This is a genomic window from Bradyrhizobium ferriligni (assembly GCF_056837965.1).
The window spans coordinates 42,578-64,103 of the sequence record NZ_JBXEJO010000028.1; the positions used below are offsets into that span (position 1 = coordinate 42,578).

Consider the following 21,526-nt stretch of genomic DNA (forward strand, 5'->3'; position numbering starts at 1 on the left):
GAGAGCAAGAGTCGTGTTCTCGACCTTTCATTCCCCCGCGACGACGACGATATGCCGACGATCAGGCTATCCGCACCAACAGCCTATCCGCACTAACAATCCAGACGAAATCTCTCGGGCCTTCGGCGGCAGCGTTGTCATTCGGTTCTGTTTGAATCGCCGGGCTCGCGGATCGTGCGATCATGCACATTATTTTCCGAGGTTGGAGGGCAACGACTGCGGCAGGCGAAGCAAGATCACCAGTGCAGGTTTTACTATGCAGGATCTCGATGTCGGTGCGGCAACCTGCAATTCGCGGGCGGCGTGTGGCGTTCGACCCTGGCAAAATGTTCACCGGAGTGATTGGCCTCGATGTTTGCACTAGACGACCACGAGAACAGCAGACGCCGTGCTGTAGACGACTGTCTACCGAGCATGCGACCGACTCACTCCAACCTCTCCAAATGCTGGCGCCATGCGGCCTGGAAATGCGCGCGTGCCCGCGCCAGGCGGGACATCACTGTGCCAATTGGCAGCGCCGCCATGTCCGCGATCTCGCGGTAGGACAATCCTTCTAGCTCGCGCAACACCAGCATTTCCCGCATGGCACGAGGCATGTCATTGAGCACGACCTGCACCGCCATCGACTCCGCGTGACGCAACAGCGTCACTTCCGGCGTATCGGCATCTGACGCGACATTCTCAACCCAATCTTCGTCGGATGACGAGCTACTTGTCCCCTCAACCTCCAATCGCATTTTACGTCGCCGCTGCCTCAACCATTTGCGATAACAGTTGCGTACGATCGCAAAGATCCAGGCGCGGGGATCGCCGCCCTGATAGCCTTGAAAGCCGCGATAAGCTTGAAGGAACGCCTCCTGAACGATGTCCTCCGCGACGTCGGCGTCACGGCTGAGAAGGCGCGCCAAGCCTTGCGCGGCGCCGCGGTGAAGCATGATGTCTCGCTGGAAGCGTTCCCGACCCGTGGCGTCCGGGAAGTCCACGGAGACGCCGCTGAACTCGGCTCGTGGCTCGTGGGCAACTACGCCATCAGAGTAGGAGAAGCTGTTCGACTGCTCGCTGAGGTTTGACGGAGCTACGGCATCTACGGCCGTCGCGGTGCACGATACCGTAGCAGTTGAAGATTGATCACTCATGCAAAGTGGTGCCTTCACGAGCCCAACTGAACCGGGGCTCACTACGACGCCAGATTTGCTTCGCGGCTTAAGCCAGCCTTAAGGCCACCATTTTATCTTCGAGAAGCATTGATGGTCGGGTTTCCTGGCAACCGATTGGGCTGGATCGCTTCACCTCCAGGTTCCACACTTGTCGTCAATGTCGTCGCAAAGCGGCCGCTTCCGGCGCCGGCCTGCGTGATCGGTCGGGGAAACATAGCGGCTATCGTCAAGCGTCTCGCGATCTAGCCGCTCCTTGAGTTCCTCCATAACATCCGCTTCGAGTCGGGAACGCCCTCTGCCGAGTCGACGGCATGGAAAGGCGGCGTCCTGTCCAGGTCGGAATGGGTTGGACATAGCGGGCGCGGGGCTTGGCGTCAGGTCCGTGAAGAGGCAGACTTCGCTGTCTGCAGCGAAAGGCGCGATGAATGGAATTCGGGCTGACATCGGATGAGAACGAACGGTGACGGACACCGATGTACGCGGAAGAGCCAATTTAAGGGGGCTTCTGAGTACTGCGGGGACGTCCGCGATCGCTTTTCGATCGGCACGATCAGTCTGGTTGGTGCCCCGTATGTAGTGGCCGCAATCGCGGTTACCAGGTGCTGCCGAGAAGCCAGCGCGATTAGCGTTAAAGGAAGAGGTACTAGCAGTTCGTCCGGGGGCGATGACTACTGTGCGGGCCAAAGAACCCTAAGTTGAGATACCCGGTCCGGGACGGCTCGAGCCATCGGCGATCTCCGACCAGGATTTTCCTCGTTGCCGGAGCCCTTCGATCGAAGGGCCCGCGGGGTCGCCGTATTCGGCCACCGTTCGTTCGACAATCCGGGAGCGAAGAGGCTCGGGCGTTAATGCCTTGAAGGCAAGGGCGAGGCGCCGGCGCTCGTGGTGCGCGAGGCGGGCTATTCCTCGTCCAAGCCTTGTTGGCGCAGCATTGCCACGCGATAGGCGATTGATCGCACGGCCTCTTCGTATTCCGACCTGAGTTGCTGAATCGTCTTGCTCGGCTCAGACAAGCGAATTGGTCCCGAGAGGTGAATGTCAGGCCACCGTCATACCGCCGTCGACGACAAGGTCAATGCCCGCGATAAAGGCGCTTTCGTCGGAGGTGAGGAACAATGCGGCGGCTGCAAGTTCTTCGGGCTTGCCCAACCGCGCCATCGGTATTGCCGCCGCGAAGATTGCCCAAAAGTGGGAGCAGTTGGTTGACAAGGAAATAGATCCCCCGGAACATTGGTTCCGAACACTTCGTCAAAGCTCTCCTCGGTCGACTCGGCAAGTAGCTGCGGATCGACCATTCCCGAATTGGCGACGAGGACATCAGTACGACGTTGATCACGGCGAATGGAATCGAAGAGCCGTTCGACATCCGCTTCGCTCTGCACATCGCCTTGAATCGCTGTTATTTTCGATCCAGTGAACGCCACGGCCTTGTCGAGCTCGGTTTGCCGTCCTTCCGTGATGTAACGTAGGCGCCTTCATCTACAATGCGCTTTGCCGTTGCGCGGCCAAGGCCGCTGCTGCCACCGGTGATAAGCGCAACTTTTCCTGATAGCTTGTCAGACATGGAATATCCTCTTGTTAGTACGCGTGGATGCTTAAACGGAGCACATACCGCCGTCGACGAGGAGTTCGGAGCCGGTAACGAAACTGCTGTCATCGGATGCTAGGAAGAGCATTGCGTTCGCAATTTTCCGGGCGGGCCATGCGGCCCATTGGAATGTTCGCCGCATGCTTCGCGCGCACGGCCGCGGCCTCCTCGGGCGAGTTGACTTGCGCGTCGATGAGCGGCGTGTCGGTCGGGCCTGGTGTGATGACATTCACACGAATACCGCGGTCCTTCAGCTCCATGGTCCAAGTTCGCGCATACGACCGTAGCGCCGCCTTCGAGGCGGCATAGGCGGTGCGGCCGGGAAAGCCACGCAGCGAGGCGATGGTGCTCGTCAGGATGATCGAGGCGTTATTGTTGAGGTGCGGAAGGGACTTCTGTACTGTGAAGAGGACGCCGCGAGTGTTGACTTCGAAATTGTGATTAAAGCTATCGACGGTCACGTCGGCGATCTTGACGCTGTCGACGGCGCCGACGTTGGCGACAACGACATCGACTCTTCGCCCATCGCGCGCGGTAGCCGCGTAGAAGCCTTCCAAATCTTCCGGTCTACGAACATCGCCGGCAAAAGCGTAAGACTGCCCGCCGAGCAACTGTTTTGTTTCGTCCAGCCTGCTTTGGTCGCGCGCCAAAATGTAAACGTGCGCTCCTTCTGCAACGAAACGTTTGGCGGTCGCAAGACCGATACCACTGGTGCCGCCCGTAATAGCGGCGACTTTATTCTCCAAGCGCATGAGACGATGTCCGTAGATCGCGACCGATTGATTTCGGTGTCGGACGCTAGATACGACCTAGGCTTGGATAGCTGAAGCGCCTAATTGACCATAGGTTTTATTCCGACATGGAATATGCTGCCTTCGGAGGAAGCTGAAAGGTCTGAACGCTTCTATTTGTCGAGGAGAGCGCGGCTATTCTATTCTGGCATAAAGAAAATGCCGCCGCTTGAGCTACAGCGGATGACGCCATCGCCTTAGCTTCGTTGTTGCTGATGGGCTGGACAACCACCTTCAGCGAATCATCAAGCAATGGAGATCGTTCATGAGCCTTCAGGCCAAACTCGACGTATTCAAAGCGGATTTCGAAGCCGGCAAGCCGCCTTACCGAGTCCCGCGCTCCGTCATCGAGACCATGCATAAAGCAACAGCCGAACTGAAAGCCTCCGGCCAAGCCGAACGCGCGAAGCGGGTTGGAGACAAGGCCCCGATGTTCGTCCTGAAGGGCCCCGATGGTAACGATGTTTCCTCGGTTGAGCTTCTCGAGACAGGACCGTTGGTCGTGACCTTCTATCGGGGAGTCTGGTGTCCTTATTGCAATATGGAGCTGCAAGCCCTGCAAGCGGCGCTGCCCGAGTTCGAAAAACTTGGCGCTAGCTTGGTCGCGATTTCACCGCAGACGGCCCCCAATAGCCGCAAATCGACCCGGGACAACAAACTGACCTATCCGATCCTTTCGGACGTGAAGGGCGGCGTCGGTGAGGCGTTCGGCCTCAAGTTCAAGCTGCCTTCCTATCTCGTCGACCTCTACAAAACCCTGAAGAACGATCTGCCGACGTTCAATGACGATCCCGAATGGACGCTGCCAATGCCTGCTCGCTATGTCATTGGTCGGGACGGCGTGATCATTTATGCGGAAATCAACCCTGACTACACACGCCGCCCAGAGCCGGAAGATCTATTGCCGGCGCTTCGGAAGGTATCGCACGCGGCCGCTTGATTCCAGGCAGGCCCTGGAAAGAACTCTAGGGCCTGCTTTCCGTCATCTACAACAAAATGGTTCTCCTCTGTGCCGAACTCTTCACGCCCGTATCCGTCGGTTCCTATCGGTTGGCTCAACGAGCAGGGGCACCTTACCGTTAGGTTGATAGCCAAGTAGGAAGGAAAGGCTGTTTTCCGTTCGCCCATCCGGACATTCACAGCCTCAATCTCATAGGATTCACCGACGCCTCGAGGACAGTCGGTGTCGCCTTTGTCCGCCAATTCAGCGAAGACATGGAAGACCGAACACCGCCATATCAATCATTCTACAGCAGAATAACCAGCGCGGGTCAGCATCGCGTTCGCTACTTCTTTGCGGCGCGCCGCGGTGTGCGTGAGAAGTCCGACGCGGTATTGAGTGTGGTGAGTTCGGTCTCAACAAAAGAAGCGAATGCGCGTGCCTTGGCGCTCGTGCGTCGGCCCGTCGGCGTGATCGCCCAGAGGTCGATCGTCGGTAAGTGCCATTGCGGCAAGAGAACTGAGACCTTCCCCGATTTGATCTCGGGGCTGAACATCCATTCGGATGAAATAGTCAAGCCCAGGCCAGCGAACACGGCTTCGCGGACTCCCTCGGCGGCCGTGACATGTACGCGCCCCTTGAGGTCGACAATTTCCCGCGCGGCGCCTCGTGTAAATGTCCAACGCGATCCGCCGCCGCGCAAATCATAAATAACGGCTCGATGGCGTAACAAATCATTGGGTGTCTTCGGCTCGCCAGCGGCGCTGACATAGGCTGTGGACGCCAGAACGACCCGCCGTCCCTCGGCGAGGCGCCGGGCGGTCAAGTTTGAATCCGAAAGGTCTCCCAAACGAAGGGCGAGATCGATCCCAGCCTCGATGAGGTCGACGTTTCGATCATCAAGGACGATTTCAGTATCGAGGGCGGGATGAGCATCGAGAAAACGGGCCAGCTTCGGAATGATGTGAAGTCTTGCGAACGTTACAGCGGCGCTAATACGAAGTTTGCCGGATAGCGCAGCGCTGGCGCCACGGGCAGCCGCGTCGGCTTCTTCCGCTTCCTCAATCGCACGACGTGCATGCTCGTAGAAGCGTTGTCCAGCCTCCGTTGCCGAAAGCCCATGGGTGGAGCGTATCAAGAGCTGGACACCCGCGCGTTCCTCAAGCTGCGCGATGGCTTTGGAAATCGCCGGTTGTCCGATGCGCATCTGGCGCGCCGCACCGGAAAACGATCCAGTGTCGATCACCCGAACAAAGGCCTCCATGGCGGCCAAACGATTCATAAGCGCTCCAAGCAGGCTCTTCTTCTCAGCTTCGCGCTGTTGCGGGTGGCAGGTCAAGACCAGCCGGCGGCCAGCATTTCCTTGGATTATGACCTCCGGAAAAGGACCTCAGACCAGAGGCCGCCAAAATGAGCCGCGAGCCATCGTTTTGTGTCGCAATTCTATCTCCTGCAACTTTGCGATTGATGCTGAGAAGCGGTGGATCACGACGTTGCGACACGCACTTGATTGATCCGACAAGCCGATACTCTACGCGCTTCCCTCACGGACGAAGAGCGGAACATCTAGGACGAAAACGCGCACAAACCCCGATTTGGCGAAGCAAATCTTTAACATAATGTCTGCGGATCTCTCCTGGACCGGGCAGGATTACAAGGGAGCGGCGTTGACGATCGCGCGCACGACGCTTCCACTCCGTTTCTCCACAACGCCCTTACTAGCCATGCCGGCTTCAAGCACATTCTTTGGCCGCCAGAGCCCTGCTGGGCTTCGCGCCCCATACACAGTTCTCGTTCTAAATCCCACCACCGTCGCCATGCTCAATTTTGGCGATTTCTATGGTGTGTTCATGAACATTGACGCCGGGACGGGTGTCGCCAAAGGCCTCGGCCGATACTTCGTTGGCCAGTTTTGGAGGTTCGATGCGGTTCGGCATCTCATCACCGGGTGTAACGACCTAGCGTCAGACATGGCGTGGGCCGAGTATGCCCTTGAACGGATACGCCTACAAAACGCATCTTTCGTCAATCGGCCGCGCCAGGAAACTGATTCACGCGCGAGACTGCCGACCGTGAACCTCAAGACGGATTACCGAGATGCTCTGCGGAACCCACGGTGCGAAGCGCGATCAGCAAATCTTCGGGCGCAAGGCGCCGTCGATAGTCGATCTCGATAAATGAGAAAGCCACGCGGCCGTCGGTCCCGACGATGAAAGTGGCCGGCACCGGAAGTTCCCAACTATCATCACCGTTAAGCGCGGGAAGCGCTTTCCCGTTTGACCGCAGTGCTTCTCGCAATTCCTCGGGTAGTGCATAAACGAGCCCAAAAGCCGCCGCGACCGAATTTCCGACGTCGCTAAGGACAGGAAAACGGAGTGCGTTCTTTTCCGCTGTCGAAAGCGAATTGTCCGGCAGTTCCGGGGAGATTGCAATCAAGGTCGCGCCGTACGCCTCGATCTCGGGTAGGATCTTCTGATAGGCACACAGTTGAAGATTACAGTATGGGCACCAGCCCCCGCGATAGAAGGTCAGGACTGCCGGCCCCCGGGCCAGCAAGTCGGTAAGCGATGTTCTAGATCCATGGCTGTTGGCCAACGAAAAGTCGGGTGCGGGCGATCCAACCTGACGTACGCCCTGCAGCGGAAATTGCGCCCGCAGTTCGTCTACCTTCTTATCGTATAGAGCAGCGCGTCCAGGCGGGGCCGTCCGCTCAAATTGCGCCTTGAAGTCGGCCAGCTCTTGCTCAAGACCCATTGTTGTCGTCCTCCCCGCGAAGTCCCAATTTTAGATCGAGTGAACTAAAATGGCAACGCGCGCAGGGCCACGCACCCTGCATCCGTGGTGAGATGACGGTTATTTGATCGCCCAATGTCGGTAGGCGTCGCGCGGCGAATGAGCGAGCAAATGCCGGTCATGCGCGCGATGGGATGATGGACGAAGCGCCGTACCGCGGCCAGCACGGGCTCGACAGGCTGCTGGGGCGCTGCCGTGGAAATGCGGCTTGTAAGTTCCGCTCCGGCGTCCTCCCCTAGGCGGCGTGTCGCAGCCACGAGCGATCCAAGTTCGCCCGATTGGTGAAGCGGCACAAGGAGCGTCCTGATTAACGCGAGATAGGTCGGCCAATGCGCCAAGTGCCGATACATGCTAGCCGTCAATGCGGGGTCTGTATCCTCGCCAAACCCATTCAATTCGTGGATGAGATTGGCAAGGGCCTCCGGCATCTCGACCAGGGGAATGAGCTGGGGCAGGGTTGCGCGTCCTGGCGGCATGTAAGAGCTTATCGTGTTAGAGAGCGCCGGCGTCGTTGGCTCAGGTCGGGCCGTGTTCCGATCGAACCGTGCCAGGAACGCTGAAAAGCAAACAAGCGCCAAGGCGTTGGTGTGTTGGTAACTATCCAGGATGGCGCCAATGGCGGTGAGAGCCGCAGCATCAATACCGGCCGCATGCAACGTATCTTGCGAAATAGCCGGGACGCGGGGGAGCGGCGCGTGTGAGCGTATATGGGCTGCTGGCGCGATTGCGGCATCTTGATACAGGGGCTTCAACGATGTCCATACCCACTCAAGACCGCCGGGCATCGTTGCGAGGTGCCGCCAGATGAGGTTCACGACTTCGACATCCAGCGTCTGGCGGATGTCGGCAAAGATCTCGGCCGTGGGACCGGTCGCCCCTTGTTCGGTGACGGCCGCGACGGGGTCGCTAGAAGGATTGACCATCGCGCTCTGTTCCCGCGTTACGTTGGAAGACGTGTAGGACGATCGCCGTCAGGCAGGCAAGGGCTGCGAAGCCGAGGTCGATGTGTAGATCGGCGATCTCTCCGGTGCAGGAGAGGCAGGCGGTTGCGTCTTGGCGCCTGTCGCGCCGGCAACTATAGGACCAGTCGCGCCCTTCGATCGACAGAAAACAGGATATGCGGGAGCGCGGCGGCGCGGACGTCGGGATCGGCGGCGGTCATCCCGATCTGCGTTTGCGTGCAGAGACCCGTGACGGCGTGCGGAGTTCGTGCGCGGCGATGCCATCATATCCCTTTCGGGTCGTAACGCGTTTTCGACGACCCGCCGTCATCCCGCCTCCCGGACAGTCAAAAAGCAGTAGAGTGTCACATTTTTGATCGAATGATCTAGATCCAACGCGATTTGACCCCGGCGATGCGGTTTGCGCGTTAAGCGTCCGCATTGGCACGCAATTTGCTGCGCCGATGCTAGGGAGAGTAAGCAAATGAAAGCGCGTTTGCCCACGACATGGAAGATGGTAGGGGCTCCGGATGACAGGCACGCCGGCCACTTTGGAGCCATGCTAATTCCTGCCGAAAGGGCTCGAGTTGGTGGACCGACACCCCTCTTCCAAGGCCTTACCGAATCCGAAATCGAGAGGGTGATCAGTTCGGGTAAGCGAAAGGTGCTTTACCGCGGTACGCCGCTTTTCAGTCAAGGGAGCCCGCAAGATGGCATTTATCTTGTCGAAACAGGGCGCATTAAAGTTTTCTATGTCGGTCCCTCTGGGCGCGAAATCACGCTGGCGTACTGGCACCCGGGAAATTTCGTAGGTGGGCCGGACGTCTTTAACAAAGGAGTCTACGTGTGGTCAGGTGTAGCCGCCGTTAACAGTAGCGTGCTTCATCTCCCGGGCCATGTCCTAAAGGCAATGGTAACAAAAATGCCGGTCTTGGCCATTAATGTCATCGAAGGGCTCAGCTTCAAAGGACGTTGTTATTCTGCGCTCGCTCAGATGCTCGGCGCGCATTCTCCAACCGAGCGGCTCGCCCATCTTCTTCTTCATTTGATGGATCTCTATGGCGTGGAAGAGCCCCAGGGCGTGCTGATCGCGGCGTCATTCACTCATGCTGATCTCGCCCATATGATCGGGGTCACGCGACAATGGGTGACAACGACTCTCAAGCGCTACGCCGAGTTGGGTATCGCCCATCCGCACGGCACGAATATCGTTGTCAGTGATGCGGAGGGATTGAAGCGATTGCGGGAAGAGAAGCCCTCTAAAGGAAGCCTTGCGAGCGAAGGCTAAATTGCCGAGACGCGATCCCTGACCATAAAGTGGGCAGAACGCCCAAGACGCGATCAGTATTCATGCGCGAGCTGCCCAATTATTGGGTTGTCAGGGTTTCTGGGCAAGGATTTGCCCGAATAGTCCGTTCGCTGTTTCTCGAACATACCGCTGCGTCCAATCTATCGCCAGCGAAACAAGGTTGCGAAGGCGATGTCGGATTTGAGTCACTTTCACAAGCCGCTACGGTTTGAAAGGTGTGCCTATGGGCCAAACACGGCTGCCCTTCGAGAGGGCAACGCCAAGCCGGATGGCCTCGCCGCGCCGATCGGCTGCGGCACTTGGCAATGCTCGCGCTTCCTGTCGGACCGGACGCTTAAAGAGGATTCATGATGAGAATTTCCTGTTCGCTTTCACGGCTGATGCTGACCCTCATCGCAACGACATTCTTCGCACCCATAACGGCCCGCGCCGAGACCATCGAAATCGGCATCGGCACACAGAACACGACGACCAATACGGTCAGCGGTGGCGTTGTCATCAAGGAGCTTGGTCTCCTCGAAAAGAACCTGCCGAAGACCGGCAAGTATAAGGACTTCGAGTACAAGCTGTCCTGGCAGAATGCCACCTCGGGCCCGCCGATTACCAACGGCATGATGGCCAACAACATCCAGATCGGGATGATGGGCGACTATCCGTTGATGGTGAACGGTGCGACGGGGCAGGCGACCAACAATCCGACCCAGCTGATCGCCATCATCGCCTACAACGCCGTCGGCGGCGGCAATGGCATCGTGGTCCACAAGGACTCGCCTTACTACGAACTCGCCGATCTCAAGGGCAAGAACGTTTCCGTGCCGTTCGGCTCGGCCGCGCACGGCATGATGTTGACCTCGCTGCAGAAGAAAGGCCTTCCGCCGGACTTCTGGAATCTGGTTTCGCAATCGCCCGAAGTCGGCAGCACCAATCTCCAGGAAAAACGCATCGACGCGCATGGTGACTTCGTACCGTTCGCCGAATTGCTGCCGTTCAAGGGATTCGCGCGCAAGATCTACGACGGCGCGGAGACCAAGGTCCCGACCTTTCACGGCGTGGTCGTGCGCAAGGATTTTGCGGAAAAGTATCCGGAAATCGTGATCGCATACCTTAAGTCGCTGATCGAGGCGAACGACTGGATGCGCAAGGATCCGAAGATTGCCGCCGAGAAAATCGAGGAATGGACCAAGATCAACAAGGAAGTGGTCTACATCTTCCTCGGCCCTGGCGGCGTGCACACGCTCGATCCCACCATCAAGCCGCTGCTGGTCGACGCGGTAGGCGCGAACTACGCAATTCTGCAGAAACTGAACATGATCAAGCCGCTCGATATCAAGGCCTGGATCAACGACAGCTACATCCGCCGGACCTACAAGGAGCTCGGCCTCGACTACGACAAGCAGCTCGCGAGTTTCGATACCTACAACATCGCGGGCTCTGATCCGGTCTGCAACGCGCCGGTCAACGATCCCAAGCTTGCCGGCGAAGTGTGGATCCAAGGTGGCGACATCGTGCCGTTCTCCTCGCCGGTCTGCACGCTGCTGGGCGTGAAGAAGTACACGTCCGAGGGCAAGAAGATCAATGCAGTCTATCTCGTCGATCATGAGCTTGGCATCAAGGTCTTCGCCGATGCCGCCTTTTACGCCGTGAAGCCGGACGCGAAGAGCCCCGTCGTCGTGCCGTTCCTGCTGAAGAAGGACGCGGAGACCTACGCTGCAAGCAACGGCGGCAAGCTCGCCACCTACACCGAGGCGCTCTCCGCCATCAATGTCGGGCAATAGGCGTCGGCGATGGGCAGCATGACGAAAGCGAAGGTTGCAGCGATTCCGATCGAAACGACAGAAATCGATCCACGACGGATCGTCGAGAGTATCATGACGTCGACCCCCGAACAGCCCGAGGCGACAACGAGGGAAGGGCAGCCGGCGCCCGAGCCAGTCGCGACCGAAACGGTTACGGCTGAGCCCGAAATCGTGCAAGGGGTCACGCTGCAGGACATGACCCGCTGGTTGTCCCGGCGCATCACCCGCGACCGCATCATTACCTTCGCTCTCGGCTGTATCTCGATCGGTGCGCTGTTCCTGGTCTGGTATCTCGGAACGAAATATCGTTTCGAGTTCTATATCCGCTTCAAGAACGTGCCGACGCCTGCCGAGGTCTTCCACCAACTCACTCAGGTCGGGCTGTCGAACAAATATCTCGTCAACATCGCCATCAGCGTGCGGCGCATCCTGACCGGCTTCCTCATTGCGATCGCTATCGGCGTACCGATGGGGCTTGCGATCGGCAAGTATGAGCGCGTGCGCGACCTGTTTCTGCCCTGCGTGGAAATATTGCGGCCGATCCCCGCGATTGCCTGGGTGCCGATGTCGATCATGCTGTGGCCGAATAACGAGGCGGCGATCGTCTTCATTACCTTCATCGGCGCGTTCTTCCCGATCTTGCTCAACACCATCCACGGCGTGCACTCGCTGGACGGCGTGCTGATCCGTGCCGGCCGCTGCCTCGGCGCCAACGAGGCGAAACTTTTCTGGAACGTGATCTTGCCCGGCTCACTGCCGCATATCTTCACAGGCCTCGCGGTCGGCATGGGCGTGGCGTGGGTATCGCTGATCGCCGCCGAGATGATCTCCGGCCAGTTCGGCGTGGGCTACTTCACGTGGGAAGCCTATTCGCTGGTCGACTATCCCTCGATCATGCTCGGCATGATCACGATCGGCGTTCTTGGACTGGCCTGCAGCGGCATCATCCGGATGGTCGGTTTCCTCCTGATGCCGTGGCTTGCCTTTGCACCCGGAGGCCGGAAATGAGCGTCACCGATAGCCATGCCGAGATCGCAAAGGGCTTAATCGACGTCCGTAGTATGGGCGTGACTTTCGGAGCCGACGAGAGCGAGATCATCGCGGTCAAGGACGTCTCGCTAAACGTGCAGCCCGGCGAGTTCGTCTCGCTGATCGGGCCGTCCGGCTGTGGGAAGTCCACTTTGCTGAGCATCGTCGCCGGCTTCGTCAAGCCGACCAAGGGCGAGGCGCTGCTCGACGGCAAGAAAATCACCAAGCCCGGTTCGGACCGCGGCGTCGTGTTTCAACAGTATTCGCTGTTTCCCTGGTTGTCCGTACGTAAGAACGTTGAGTTCGGCCTGAAGATGGCCGGCATCGATCAGAGCAAGCGCCTCACCACGGCGCGCTCACTGCTGGATCTCGCAGGGCTCCTGTCGTTCGAAAACCATTATCCCGATCAGCTCTCGGGCGGCATGAAGCAGCGCATCGGCATCGTCCGCGCGCTGGCGACGAGCCCGCAGGTGCTGCTGATGGATGAGCCGTTCGGCGCGCTCGACACCCAGACGCGCGTGGTGATGCAGGAGATCCTGACCAATATCTGGCAGCAGTTCCGCATCTCCGTGCTGTTCATCACCCATGACATCGAGGAATCGATCTTCCTGTCCGACCGCATCTACGTGATGACTGCGCGGCCCGGTCGCATTAAGGCGGAAATTAAGGTGCCGCTGCCGCGGCCACGGACAGCCGACATGACCGACACTCCCGAATTCATGAACCTGGTTCAGGAGCTAAAAGGGCTGATCCGCGAAGAGTCGCTTGCTGCGATGGCTCCGGAAATCAAGGACCGCGGGCTGTCGGGCTTTGGAATGAAAGTGGGACCGAAAGGAGTGGGCGAACTTTACTGACATACAATTTCTGCTGCCGGACAGGGAGCGAAAACAACGTCACAAGGAAAATGGCGCGTGACCCGCGCGGTTAAGGGGTTGGTGCGTCCTCGCACCAGTCCATCGGAGCGATCGATGGCAAGGAAACGTAGCAACCTTCATGCCGGCAATGGCGGCATGGTCGAACTCGGCGCACTGCTCGCAGCAGGGTGGCGCCGGCTCGCAGCACTCTTTGGCCGCAGATACCGGCCGGAACAGCACTACATGCGCCGTTCCGGTCCGAAATGGCAAGAGCGTCACTCCGTGAAGTAAGCGCAATCAACGATCGAAGACCTGGCGTGAGCAACGCCATCAATCGGAGCTATATATGGCAAAGAAACCAAACATTCTGTTCTTTCACGTCGACAATCTCGGCATGGGGGAGCTCGGCTGCTACGGCGGCGGCATCCTGCGCGGCGCAGACACCAAGCGGATGGACACGTTCGCCAAGGAAGGCATGAAGCTGACCCACTATGTGGTCGAACCGCAGTGCACGCCGACCCGCTCGGCGCTGATGACTGGACGCTTTCCGATCCGCTCGGGCAATCACACGATTGCGCTGGGTGGCAATGGCGGCGGTATCGTCACGTGGGAGCGGACCATCGCCTCGATCCTGGCCGAAGTCGGCTACACCTCGTCGATCTATGGCAAGTGGCATATCGGCGCCGAGGACGGCCGTTTCCCGACAGATCACGGCTTTGATGAATGGTACGGACCCTTGCGCACCTACGACGAATGCATGTGGCTGGAAGATCCGCATTACGTCGCTGAGCGCGACGGCTACTCGCACATGCATGAGGGGATGAAGGGTAAGGGCGCCTGGCCGCTGAAGGACCAGCAGCTCACCATGAAGACCAAGGAGACGTGCGACCTCGAGTACCAGAAGCGCGCCATCAAATTCATGGAGAAGGCGGTCAAGGACGACAAGCCTTTCTACTGCTACTTCAACCATTCGCTCATGCACTTCCCGATGAGCCCGCGCGACGAGTTCAAGGGCAAGAGCACCAACGGCGACTGGGGCGATTGCCTATTGATGCTGGATCACGATTTTGGCGTACTGCTCGATACGCTCGACCGGCTCGGCGTGCGCGACAACACCATCGTCGTGATGTGCGGCGACAACGGCGCCGAGGATCATCTGGCCGGCCGCGGCACTGGTGGCTTCTTCGACGGTTCCTACTTTTCCTCCGCCGAGGGCGGCATCCGCACGCCGCTGTTGATCCGCTGGCCCGGCCACGTTCCAGCGGGCGTCGAGAGCAACGAGATGGTGCATGTCACCGACATGTTCACCACGCTGCTGAAGTTTGTCGGCTGCGAGGCACCGAAGGACCGCCTGATCGACGGCAAGGACCAGACCGCATTCTTCCTGGGCGAACAGACGGACTCCAACCGCGAATCCTGCATCGTCTGGCTCAAGGACGAACTGCATGCCGTGAAGTGGAAGGACTTCAAGATCAACTTCAAGCGGCAGCAGCACTTCCACGATCCGGAGCTGCCGCTCGGCTTCGCCCGTATCACACATCTGCAGGAAGACCCGAAGGAGCGTGAGGCCGTCAACCAGCGCTATGTACGCTGGTGGGTGATGCAGCACGCGCACCGCATCGTCCGCGACTTCGAGGACAGCGTGAAGAAGGAAGAGCTGATCCCGCCGGGGTCGCCGCTCGACTTTGTGCCGAAGCAGAACTTCAGCTGATCAGGGAGCAGGGGCCGTGGAGCAGGTTGCAACACGTTGTTGTTCGAAGCACGGGGAGGCGCGGAACGGCGTCGCATCCCCGGTGATCGGCCCCGCCAGCGCTACCCGCCGGGAAGACATGGTCTGGATTCCCGGCGGCGCATTCCTGATGGGTTCGAACGCCTTCTACCGCGAGGAGCGTCCGGTCCGACCTGAGACAACGGCCGGCTTCTGGATCGACCGTCATCCCGTCACGAACGCGCAGTTCCGCCGCTTCGTCGAGGCAACGGGGTATGTCACGTTCTCGGAGCGAACGCCGACTCGGGAAATGTATCCGGACGCGGCCGAAGAATTCCTCGTTCCGGGTTCGCTCGTGTTTGTCAAACCGCCGCGCCCGGTCAGCCTGCGCGATCATCGCGCCTGGTGGGCCTATGTGCCCGGCGCGAACTGGCGGCATCCGAACGGGCCAAACAGTTCGATCGCCCAGAGGGACAATTACCCCGTCGTGCACGTCAACTACGAGGATGCCCAAGCCTATGCGGCATGGGCCGACAAGGCGTTGCCGAACGAGGTGGAATGGGAGTTTGCCGCTCGCGGCGGGCTTGAGGGTGCCGCCTACGCCTGGGGTGACGCGGCCAACCCCGACGGGCGCTATCTCGCCAACACCTGGCAGGGGCGCTTTCCCTTCGAGAACCTCGCAGAGGACGGCTACGAGGGCACCTCTCCGGTCGACGCGTTTCCGCCGAACGGGTACGGGCTCCATGACGTCTGCGGCAATGTCTGGGAGTGGACAGTCACGCCCTATGCGCCGGCAGGCGATGCCGAAAAATCCTGCTGCCATCGCGAAAGCCTCGATCCGCGCAGAATGCTGCGGGTCGTCAAGGGCGGCTCGCATCTGTGCGCCCCCAATTACTGCCTGCGCGCGCGGCCTGCCGCGCGCCAGGGCGAAAGTATCGATTCATCCACAAGCCACATCGGGTTCCGCTGCGTCGTGCGCGGGCCGAACTGATCAGGGGAAACCCATGCGAGCATCCTATCTCTTTACCAGCGAGTCCGTGTCGGAAGGTCATCCCGACAAGGTCTGCGACCGCATCTCCGATGAGATCGTCGATCTATTCTTCCGTGAGGGCGCCAGGGCTGGTGTCGATCCCTGGAGCATCCGCGCCGCTTGCGAGACGCTGGCGACCACCAACAAAGTGGTGATCGCTGGGGAAACGCGCGGGCCGTCCTCGGTGACCAACGAGCAAATCGCGCAGGTCGCACGCGTCGCGATCAGGGACATCGGATACGAGCAGGAGGGGTTTCACTGGGAAAGCGCCGACGTCGAGGTGCTGCTGCACCCGCAATCAGCCGACATCGCGCAAGGCGTCGATGCCGACCAGCCCGGCACCAACCGCGAGGAGGGCGCGGGCGACCAGGGCATCATGTTCGGCTACGCGACGAACGAGACCCCGGCGCTGATGCCGGCCCCAATCTTCTACGCCCATAAGATCTTACGGTTGATTTCGGAAGCCCGCCACGCCGGTGAGGAAAAGGTGCTGGGACCAGACTCCAAGAGCCAGGTCACCGTGCAGTACGAAAACGGTAAGCCGGTCGGCGTACGTGAGATCGTGGTCTCGCACCAGCATCTAATCGAGGACATGAGCTCCGACCAGGTACGCGAATGCGTCGAGCCCTACGTGCGGGCGGCGCTCCCTGAAGGCTGGATCGCGGACAAGACGATTTGGCACATCAATCCGACCGGAAAATTCTTCATTGGCGGTCCCAATGGAGACGCCGGGCTGACCGGGCGCAAGATCATCGTCGATACATATGGTGGTGCGGCGCCGCATGGCGGCGGCGCTTTCTCGGGCAAGGATTCTACCAAGGTCGATCGCTCCGCAGCTTATGCGGCGCGCTATCTCGCCAAGAACATCGTCGCCGCTGGGCTCGCCGACAGGGCAACGTTGCAGCTCTCCTACGCCATCGGCGCAGCGCGACCGTTGTCAATCTATATCGACACCCACGGCACCGGCAAGGTCGCCGAAGACAGGTTGGAGAAGGCCGTCGCCGAATCCATGGACCTGACGCCGCGCGGCATCCGCAAGCATCTCGAGCTCAACAAGCCGATCTACGCGCGAACCGCCGCTTACGGTCATTTCGGGCACGAGCCGGAGGCCGATGGCGGCTTCTCCTGGGAAAAAACCGACTTGGTTGATGCGCTCAAGCAAGCCATGAGTTGAGCGCCATGACGACGATGGACGAAACGATGAGCCAGATCGCGTTTGAAGACACGCCGTCGATTGCATCGGTGATGTCGTCTCCCCGCGAATTCGTCCGCGAGGTGCTCGCGGGCGTGGTGACGGCGTTGGCCTTGATCCCCGAAGTAATTTCCTTTTCCTTCGTTTCCGGTGTGGACCCAAAAGTTGCTCTGTTCTCGTCTGTTGTCCTAGGACTCCTAATGTCGGTGCTGGGTGGCCGCCCCGCGATGGTAACGGCGGCGGCAGGCTCAATCGCGCTCGTGATCGGCCCGATGGTCAAAACACATGGTGTTGGATACATTCTGCCCACGATCGTGCTGGCCGGCTTCATCCAAATTGCTTTTGGCTTACTCGGACTTTCGCGATTGACGCGCTTCATTCCACGATCGGTGATGATCGGTTTCGTCAATTCTCTAGGCCTCCTGATCTTCTTCGCGCAGGTGCCTCATATCCTCCATGTACCGTGGCTAGTGTACCCCCTGTTTGGACTGACGATCGCAATCGTGTTGCTTGCGCCACGCCTCATTACGATTGTTCCAGCGCCTCTTATCGCCATAGTGACGATCACAACAATTGTCATTCTTGGCCATCTCGTCGTTCCCAACGTCGCTGGCAACAGCGGCGCGATTGCGCCGGGACTTCCAGGAATCACACCGCTGATTGTTCCGGTCAACCTGCAGACCATAAACATCATCTGGCCGACGGCTCTCAGCGTTGCGCTAGTTGGACTCCTCGAGTCTCTTTTAACAGCCAAGCTGGTTGATGAAGTCACCGACACGCGCTCGCACAAAGGGAGGGAGTCTTGGGCCCTTGGCCTCGCAAACATCGTCGCCGGCTTCTACGGCGGGATCGGCGGCTGCGCGATGATCGCGCAAACCGTCGTCAACGTGAAAATCGGCGGGGCCCGTTCTCGGGTGTCGACGGCGGCGGCCGCGGCTGTCCTGCTTGTGCTAGTCACTGCATTGAGCGGCTTAATGGGACAAATTCCTTTGCTGGCCTTGGCGGCAGTCATGATGATCGCAGCTGTAAAGACCTTTGACTGGCACAGTGTGGCGCCAACGACATTGAAGCGAATGCCAAAATCAGAGACCGCCGTGTTGGTCATAACAGTCGTGATCACCATCGTCACTGGAAACCTGGCTTTCGGTGTAGGTGGTGGCGTTCTCCTCGCCATGGTGTTGTTTGCGCGCCGCGTCGCGCATGTCATCCGGGTTGAACGAAAGCCCGGTGAGGACGGAATATCGGTACGCTATTTTATTCACGGACCCCTCTTCTTTGGAAGTAGTAACGATCTTGTAGAACACTTCTCCTATGCGGATGATCCGAAGAGTGTCACCCTCGACTTCACGCATTCTCAAATTTGGGATGTATCGACCGTTGCGGCACTCGATGCGATTGAAACAAAGTACCACTCGCTGGGACGCAGGGTAGTCTTTGTTGGACTCGACTCCCGCAGTATGGCTTTTCATGAACGATTGACAGGACAATTAGCCTAGCTGGGGATGATTGATCAGTATGCCTGTCGTGTTTTCTGATCCACCGCATGGATTATTGTTTCGACTGCGGACGCTCATACGCAAGAACGAGTTTTTTCTCACTCCTATAGCCATCCTCGTCGGATGTTTCTCGGGCTTGACCGTGGCACTTATGAGCTGGGTGTCTCAATTGGCTCATGTGGCGATCTACGGTATTCCCTTGGATGTGCATCTCAGCGCGCACGAGTCTGTAAGCCCGGCCGCGGCATTGATGGCTCCCGCTTTTGGTGGTCTTGCTCTTGGATGGATGGAGTGGGGTCGGCGGCGATGGAGGATTTCGAATGCCGTCGACCCGGTCGAGGCGAATGCGTTGCGCGGCGGAAACATGTCTTTACGGGATAGCCTCGTGGTCAGCGCACAAACCCTCCTCTCGAATGGATGTGGCGCATCCGTTGGTCTTGAAGCCGGATACACCCAGATCGGTTCGGGTGCCGCTTCGCTTTGTGGCCGATGGCTCAATCTTCGCAGGAACGACCTTCGGTTGATGGTGGGATGCGGTGCGGCCGGAGCCATCGCGGCCGCCTTCAACGCACCGCTGACGGGTGCCTTTTATGCCTGTGAACTAATCATTGGAGCGTATTCCGTTAGTAGTGCGGCACCAATTCTCGCTGCGTCAATCTCGGCGGCTTATGTCGCCGAGCACGTCTCCGGGGCACCTTATTCTCTGGAGGTTTCAAGCATCGCGCCGGCGTCTATTGGTCAATCCGTGGCGCTGATCGGCTTGGCGGTTATCGTAAGTCTCATCGGCATCGCGACCATGCGAATCTCCGGCTTTGCCGAGCAGATACTAAGCCAAAAATGGATTCCCGTTTGGCTAAAACCTGTATTTGGAGGTCTCTGCGTTGGGGGGATGGCGCTCTACACGCCTCAAGTGCTGGCCGCTGGGCATGGCGCGATGATTTTGGACTTCGCTAAGGTCATACCGGCCGGCCTCGTTATCACGATCATTCTGCTCAAATTGCTGGCCTGCATCGTATCTCTTGCCTCAGGTTTTCGCGGTGGCCTATTTTTTGCGTCGCTCTTTGTTGGAAGCCTTTTGGGCAAGCTTTACGGTCTTGCGACGAATTTCGTAGCTGATGGGATGTTGGTCGGCTTGGACGCCACTGTAAGTGCGCTCACCGGCATGGCAACGCTGGGCGTAGCCATCGTTGGCGGGCCACTGACTATGGCGTTTCTGGTGCTTGAGATGACCCACGATTTTCAAGTGACCGCGACGGTCTTGGCAGCATGCACTGTAACAAGCATTCTTGTCCGCGGCCTGTTTGGACATTCGTTTTCCACATGGAGATTGTATCTTCGCGGCGAGACTGTTCGTAGCGCGGACGACGTCGGCTGGCTTCGCGGGTTGACGGTATCTTCCATGATGCGGAGGGACGTGGCTACTGTTCGCCTCAACACGACGATCGCCGCGTGCAGAAAGCTATTCCTACTCGGATCGCACCAAGCGCTTTTTCTCATTGACGACAAGGGAAGCTACCGGGGAGTCGTCCTCCTGCCAGATGTCTTTTCGAGCGAAGCGGATAATAATTGCGATTCAACGGAAGTAGTCGCGTTGGCCAAGTACGCGGAGACCATGCTCACTGGTTCATTAAACGTCGTTTCGGCCATGAAATGCTTCGAGGAGGCAGAAGCCGATGTGCTTGCGGTCGTTGACCGCAACGCGGAGAATTCCGTAGTTGGCTTTTTAAACGAAGCTTATGCAAGACGTCGCTATATCGAGGAACTCAATCATGCAACCGGCGGAATCGCCACGCAAGTTTCATAGGAGAGGTCAAATGGCGTACGTCGAGCTGATGGCGATGGTTCTTCTACTGATTCTGGGACGGAGCCGCCATATCATATACACGTCGTTCGATGACATCGGCCATCCCGGCAATCCATTCGATGGAACGTAGTGTCGCCTGACCACGATCGCGCTGTGCAGGTGACGAATTGGGCTGAGCTATGCCTGATAAGAGTAGCGCAACTTCGGCCCTTTCCAGGCGGACTTATACCTCATGTGAGGTCCAATTGATTTTTGCTCGTGATCCAAGCGCATCGGTCCTATTACGCAAGAGCAATCCAGCTCCGCTTGTCCAAAGCGACATCGCTCCGGACAGTCGTCTTGCCGCGCAGCGGCGACCTTAGTGTGAGCGAGACCTGCATACTATTCCGGCATCTGGGCAGACTTCGGCAAGGATTGGCCGTTTTTGCGACGTGCAGTTTGCAAACGGAGTGATCCTCGCCAATGCTGCGCACAGCGGCCTAAGCTTCGCTTGGCCCACAGACTTAATTGATCCACGGGGCCTTACTATGAACTTCAGCACGTTCCGTTCATTTACGTCAGTGTCCGCTTTGCAGAGTTCGAGAAAAGACTGGGCTTTGCTATCGTTGCGTCTTGTGGTGGGCTACGGATTTATGGCTCACGGTCTTGCGAAGTTCTTTCGTGGTCCAGAGAACTTTGGCTACATTCTCAACGCCATCGGCGTTCCTCTGCCATACGCCGCATCTTGGCTTGTGGTGCTGGTTGAGATCTTGGGAGGCCTCGCCTTTATCTTAGGGGCATTTGTGGCGCTCGCCAGTATCCCGATGGCAATCATATTGTTTGTGGCCACCTTTACCGTTCATCTTCAACACGGCTTTAGTTCAATTAAGTTGCAAGCCTACAAGGCGGGAGTCGCCCAATTCGGTCAACCCGGCTACGAAACGGATTTGCTTTATCTCGCGGGTCTCGTCACGGTTGTGGTGTGCGGGAGTGGCCCATTCTCTGTCGATAAGCTTTCTGAAGAGGAGTAAAGGTGTTTGAGACTTCCCAGTGAGCACCTAGCCTTATGAGATGTGCGCGTTACCTGTTGCTCCCGTGTGAACAATGATACTGGCTTTC

Annotated in this window: 19 protein-coding genes and 2 pseudogenes; 12 read left to right on the forward strand and 9 right to left on the reverse strand. The window is 58.6% G+C overall.

Annotation, left to right across the window (positions count from 1 at the left end; genetic code table 11):
- Positions 1 to 425: 425 nt before the first annotated feature.
- The 5 genes and pseudogenes from AC1VNY_RS18240 to AC1VNY_RS18260 form a co-directional block, all read right to left on the reverse strand.
- On the reverse strand, positions 426 to 1,136 hold the full coding sequence (locus tag AC1VNY_RS18240; protein WP_482406211.1) for a sigma-70 family RNA polymerase sigma factor: 711 nt from the start codon (positions 1,134 to 1,136) through the stop codon (positions 426 to 428).
- Between the two features lie 1,059 nt (positions 1,137 to 2,195).
- On the reverse strand, positions 2,196 to 2,366 hold the full coding sequence (locus AC1VNY_RS18245; RefSeq protein ID WP_482406212.1) for an SDR family oxidoreductase: 171 nt from the start codon (positions 2,364 to 2,366) through the stop codon (positions 2,196 to 2,198).
- A 35-nt stretch (positions 2,367 to 2,401) separates the two neighbouring features.
- Positions 2,402 to 2,581: pseudogene (locus AC1VNY_RS18250) on the reverse strand (SDR family oxidoreductase); the annotation flags it as partial.
- The gene (locus AC1VNY_RS18255; RefSeq protein WP_482406213.1) at positions 2,557 to 2,814 is read right to left on the reverse strand and encodes an SDR family NAD(P)-dependent oxidoreductase; all 258 of its coding nucleotides are present in this window, start codon (positions 2,812 to 2,814) and stop codon (positions 2,557 to 2,559) included. The gene AC1VNY_RS18255 and the pseudogene AC1VNY_RS18250, both read right to left, overlap by 25 nt.
- Positions 2,753 to 3,497, reverse strand: a pseudogene (locus AC1VNY_RS18260) (SDR family NAD(P)-dependent oxidoreductase). The gene AC1VNY_RS18255 and the pseudogene AC1VNY_RS18260 overlap by 62 nt, the downstream one beginning before the upstream one ends.
- A gap of 304 nt (positions 3,498 to 3,801) precedes the next feature.
- Between AC1VNY_RS18260 and AC1VNY_RS18265 the strand changes: the two are divergent.
- On the forward strand, positions 3,802 to 4,476 hold the full coding sequence (locus AC1VNY_RS18265) for a peroxiredoxin-like family protein (protein WP_482406214.1): 675 nt from the start codon (positions 3,802 to 3,804) through the stop codon (positions 4,474 to 4,476).
- A gap of 346 nt (positions 4,477 to 4,822) precedes the next feature.
- Here AC1VNY_RS18265 and AC1VNY_RS18270 read toward each other — a convergent pair whose 3' ends face one another.
- The 4 genes from AC1VNY_RS18270 to AC1VNY_RS18285 all read right to left on the reverse strand — a co-directional run bounded on the left by AC1VNY_RS18270 (position 4,823) and on the right by AC1VNY_RS18285 (position 8,192).
- The gene (locus AC1VNY_RS18270) at positions 4,823 to 5,758 is read right to left on the reverse strand and encodes a LysR family transcriptional regulator (protein WP_482406215.1); all 936 of its coding nucleotides are present in this window, start codon (positions 5,756 to 5,758) and stop codon (positions 4,823 to 4,825) included.
- A 514-nt stretch (positions 5,759 to 6,272) separates the two neighbouring features.
- A complete protein-coding gene (locus tag AC1VNY_RS18275) occupies positions 6,273 to 6,413 on the reverse strand; it encodes a hypothetical protein (protein WP_482406216.1) in 141 nt (46 codons plus the stop codon).
- A 142-nt stretch (positions 6,414 to 6,555) separates the two neighbouring features.
- Positions 6,556 to 7,230 (reverse strand): peroxiredoxin-like family protein, encoded by a 675-nt coding sequence (locus AC1VNY_RS18280; RefSeq protein WP_482406217.1) that lies wholly within the window; start codon positions 7,228 to 7,230, stop codon positions 6,556 to 6,558.
- 44 nt (positions 7,231 to 7,274) lie between these two features.
- Complete coding sequence (locus AC1VNY_RS18285; RefSeq protein WP_482406218.1) at positions 7,275 to 8,192, reverse strand: hypothetical protein; 918 nt, start codon at positions 8,190 to 8,192, stop codon at positions 7,275 to 7,277.
- Between the two features lie 502 nt (positions 8,193 to 8,694).
- On the opposite strand from AC1VNY_RS18285, the gene AC1VNY_RS18290 reads away from it, so the two are divergent.
- From AC1VNY_RS18290 to AC1VNY_RS18340, 11 genes are all read left to right on the forward strand, one after another.
- Positions 8,695 to 9,498: a Crp/Fnr family transcriptional regulator gene (locus AC1VNY_RS18290; RefSeq protein WP_482406219.1), complete on the forward strand. Its 804-nt coding sequence runs from the start codon at positions 8,695 to 8,697 to the stop codon at positions 9,496 to 9,498.
- Between the two features lie 401 nt (positions 9,499 to 9,899).
- Positions 9,900 to 11,294 (forward strand): ABC transporter substrate-binding protein, encoded by a 1,395-nt coding sequence (locus AC1VNY_RS18295; protein WP_482406269.1) that lies wholly within the window; start codon positions 9,900 to 9,902, stop codon positions 11,292 to 11,294.
- Between the two features lie 93 nt (positions 11,295 to 11,387).
- Entirely contained in the window at positions 11,388 to 12,323 is a 936-nt protein-coding gene (locus tag AC1VNY_RS18300; protein WP_482406220.1) for an ABC transporter permease, read from the forward strand.
- Complete coding sequence (locus AC1VNY_RS18305; RefSeq protein ID WP_482406221.1) at positions 12,320 to 13,198, forward strand: ABC transporter ATP-binding protein; 879 nt, start codon at positions 12,320 to 12,322, stop codon at positions 13,196 to 13,198. The genes AC1VNY_RS18300 and AC1VNY_RS18305 overlap by 4 nt, the downstream gene beginning before the upstream one ends.
- A gap of 114 nt (positions 13,199 to 13,312) precedes the next feature.
- On the forward strand, positions 13,313 to 13,489 hold the full coding sequence (locus AC1VNY_RS18310) for a hypothetical protein (protein WP_482406222.1): 177 nt from the start codon (positions 13,313 to 13,315) through the stop codon (positions 13,487 to 13,489).
- Between the two features lie 55 nt (positions 13,490 to 13,544).
- Entirely contained in the window at positions 13,545 to 14,909 is a 1,365-nt protein-coding gene (locus tag AC1VNY_RS18315) for an arylsulfatase (protein ID WP_482406223.1), read from the forward strand.
- A 118-nt stretch (positions 14,910 to 15,027) separates the two neighbouring features.
- Positions 15,028 to 15,897, forward strand: a complete 870-nt coding sequence (locus AC1VNY_RS18320) for a formylglycine-generating enzyme family protein (RefSeq protein ID WP_482406224.1) — start codon at positions 15,028 to 15,030, stop codon at positions 15,895 to 15,897.
- A gap of 13 nt (positions 15,898 to 15,910) precedes the next feature.
- Positions 15,911 to 17,110, forward strand: coding sequence for a methionine adenosyltransferase (gene metK / locus AC1VNY_RS18325; protein WP_482406225.1), 1,200 nt, complete (start codon positions 15,911 to 15,913; stop codon positions 17,108 to 17,110).
- A 5-nt stretch (positions 17,111 to 17,115) separates the two neighbouring features.
- Complete coding sequence (locus AC1VNY_RS18330) at positions 17,116 to 18,624, forward strand: SulP family inorganic anion transporter (RefSeq protein WP_482406226.1); 1,509 nt, start codon at positions 17,116 to 17,118, stop codon at positions 18,622 to 18,624.
- A gap of 19 nt (positions 18,625 to 18,643) precedes the next feature.
- Complete coding sequence (locus AC1VNY_RS18335; RefSeq protein ID WP_482406227.1) at positions 18,644 to 20,428, forward strand: chloride channel protein; 1,785 nt, start codon at positions 18,644 to 18,646, stop codon at positions 20,426 to 20,428.
- Between the two features lie 527 nt (positions 20,429 to 20,955).
- On the forward strand, positions 20,956 to 21,438 hold the full coding sequence (locus AC1VNY_RS18340) for a DoxX family protein (protein WP_482406228.1): 483 nt from the start codon (positions 20,956 to 20,958) through the stop codon (positions 21,436 to 21,438).
- The last annotated feature ends 88 nt before the right edge of the window (positions 21,439 to 21,526 follow it).

Excerpts from the sequence above, each read along its gene's own strand:
- AC1VNY_RS18275 (WP_482406216.1), bottom strand. The coding sequence starts at position 6,413 with ATGCCGAACCGCATCGAACCTCCAAAACTGGCCAACGAAGTATCGGCC.
- metK (WP_482406225.1), top strand. The coding sequence starts at position 15,911 with ATGCGAGCATCCTATCTCTTTACCAGCGAGTCCGTGTCGGAAGGTCAT.
- AC1VNY_RS18335 (WP_482406227.1), top strand. The coding sequence starts at position 18,644 with ATGCCTGTCGTGTTTTCTGATCCACCGCATGGATTATTGTTTCGACTG.
- AC1VNY_RS18295 (WP_482406269.1), top strand. The coding sequence starts at position 9,900 with ATGCTGACCCTCATCGCAACGACATTCTTCGCACCCATAACGGCCCGC.
- AC1VNY_RS18305 (WP_482406221.1), top strand. The coding sequence starts at position 12,320 with ATGAGCGTCACCGATAGCCATGCCGAGATCGCAAAGGGCTTAATCGAC.
- AC1VNY_RS18280 (WP_482406217.1), bottom strand. The coding sequence starts at position 7,230 with ATGGGTCTTGAGCAAGAGCTGGCCGACTTCAAGGCGCAATTTGAGCGG.
- AC1VNY_RS18265 (WP_482406214.1), top strand. The coding sequence starts at position 3,802 with ATGAGCCTTCAGGCCAAACTCGACGTATTCAAAGCGGATTTCGAAGCC.
- AC1VNY_RS18320 (WP_482406224.1), top strand. The coding sequence starts at position 15,028 with ATGGTCTGGATTCCCGGCGGCGCATTCCTGATGGGTTCGAACGCCTTC.
- AC1VNY_RS18315 (WP_482406223.1), top strand. The coding sequence starts at position 13,545 with ATGGCAAAGAAACCAAACATTCTGTTCTTTCACGTCGACAATCTCGGC.
- AC1VNY_RS18300 (WP_482406220.1), top strand. The coding sequence starts at position 11,388 with ATGACGTCGACCCCCGAACAGCCCGAGGCGACAACGAGGGAAGGGCAG.
- AC1VNY_RS18290 (WP_482406219.1), top strand. The coding sequence starts at position 8,695 with ATGAAAGCGCGTTTGCCCACGACATGGAAGATGGTAGGGGCTCCGGAT.
- AC1VNY_RS18340 (WP_482406228.1), top strand. The coding sequence starts at position 20,956 with ATGAACTTCAGCACGTTCCGTTCATTTACGTCAGTGTCCGCTTTGCAG.
- AC1VNY_RS18255 (WP_482406213.1), bottom strand. The coding sequence starts at position 2,814 with ATGACAGCAGTTTCGTTACCGGCTCCGAACTCCTCGTCGACGGCGGTA.
- AC1VNY_RS18270 (WP_482406215.1), bottom strand. The coding sequence starts at position 5,758 with ATGAATCGTTTGGCCGCCATGGAGGCCTTTGTTCGGGTGATCGACACT.
- AC1VNY_RS18240 (WP_482406211.1), bottom strand. The coding sequence starts at position 1,136 with ATGAGTGATCAATCTTCAACTGCTACGGTATCGTGCACCGCGACGGCC.
- AC1VNY_RS18330 (WP_482406226.1), top strand. The coding sequence starts at position 17,116 with ATGACGACGATGGACGAAACGATGAGCCAGATCGCGTTTGAAGACACG.
- AC1VNY_RS18310 (WP_482406222.1), top strand. The coding sequence starts at position 13,313 with ATGGCAAGGAAACGTAGCAACCTTCATGCCGGCAATGGCGGCATGGTC.
- AC1VNY_RS18285 (WP_482406218.1), bottom strand. The coding sequence starts at position 8,192 with ATGGTCAATCCTTCTAGCGACCCCGTCGCGGCCGTCACCGAACAAGGG.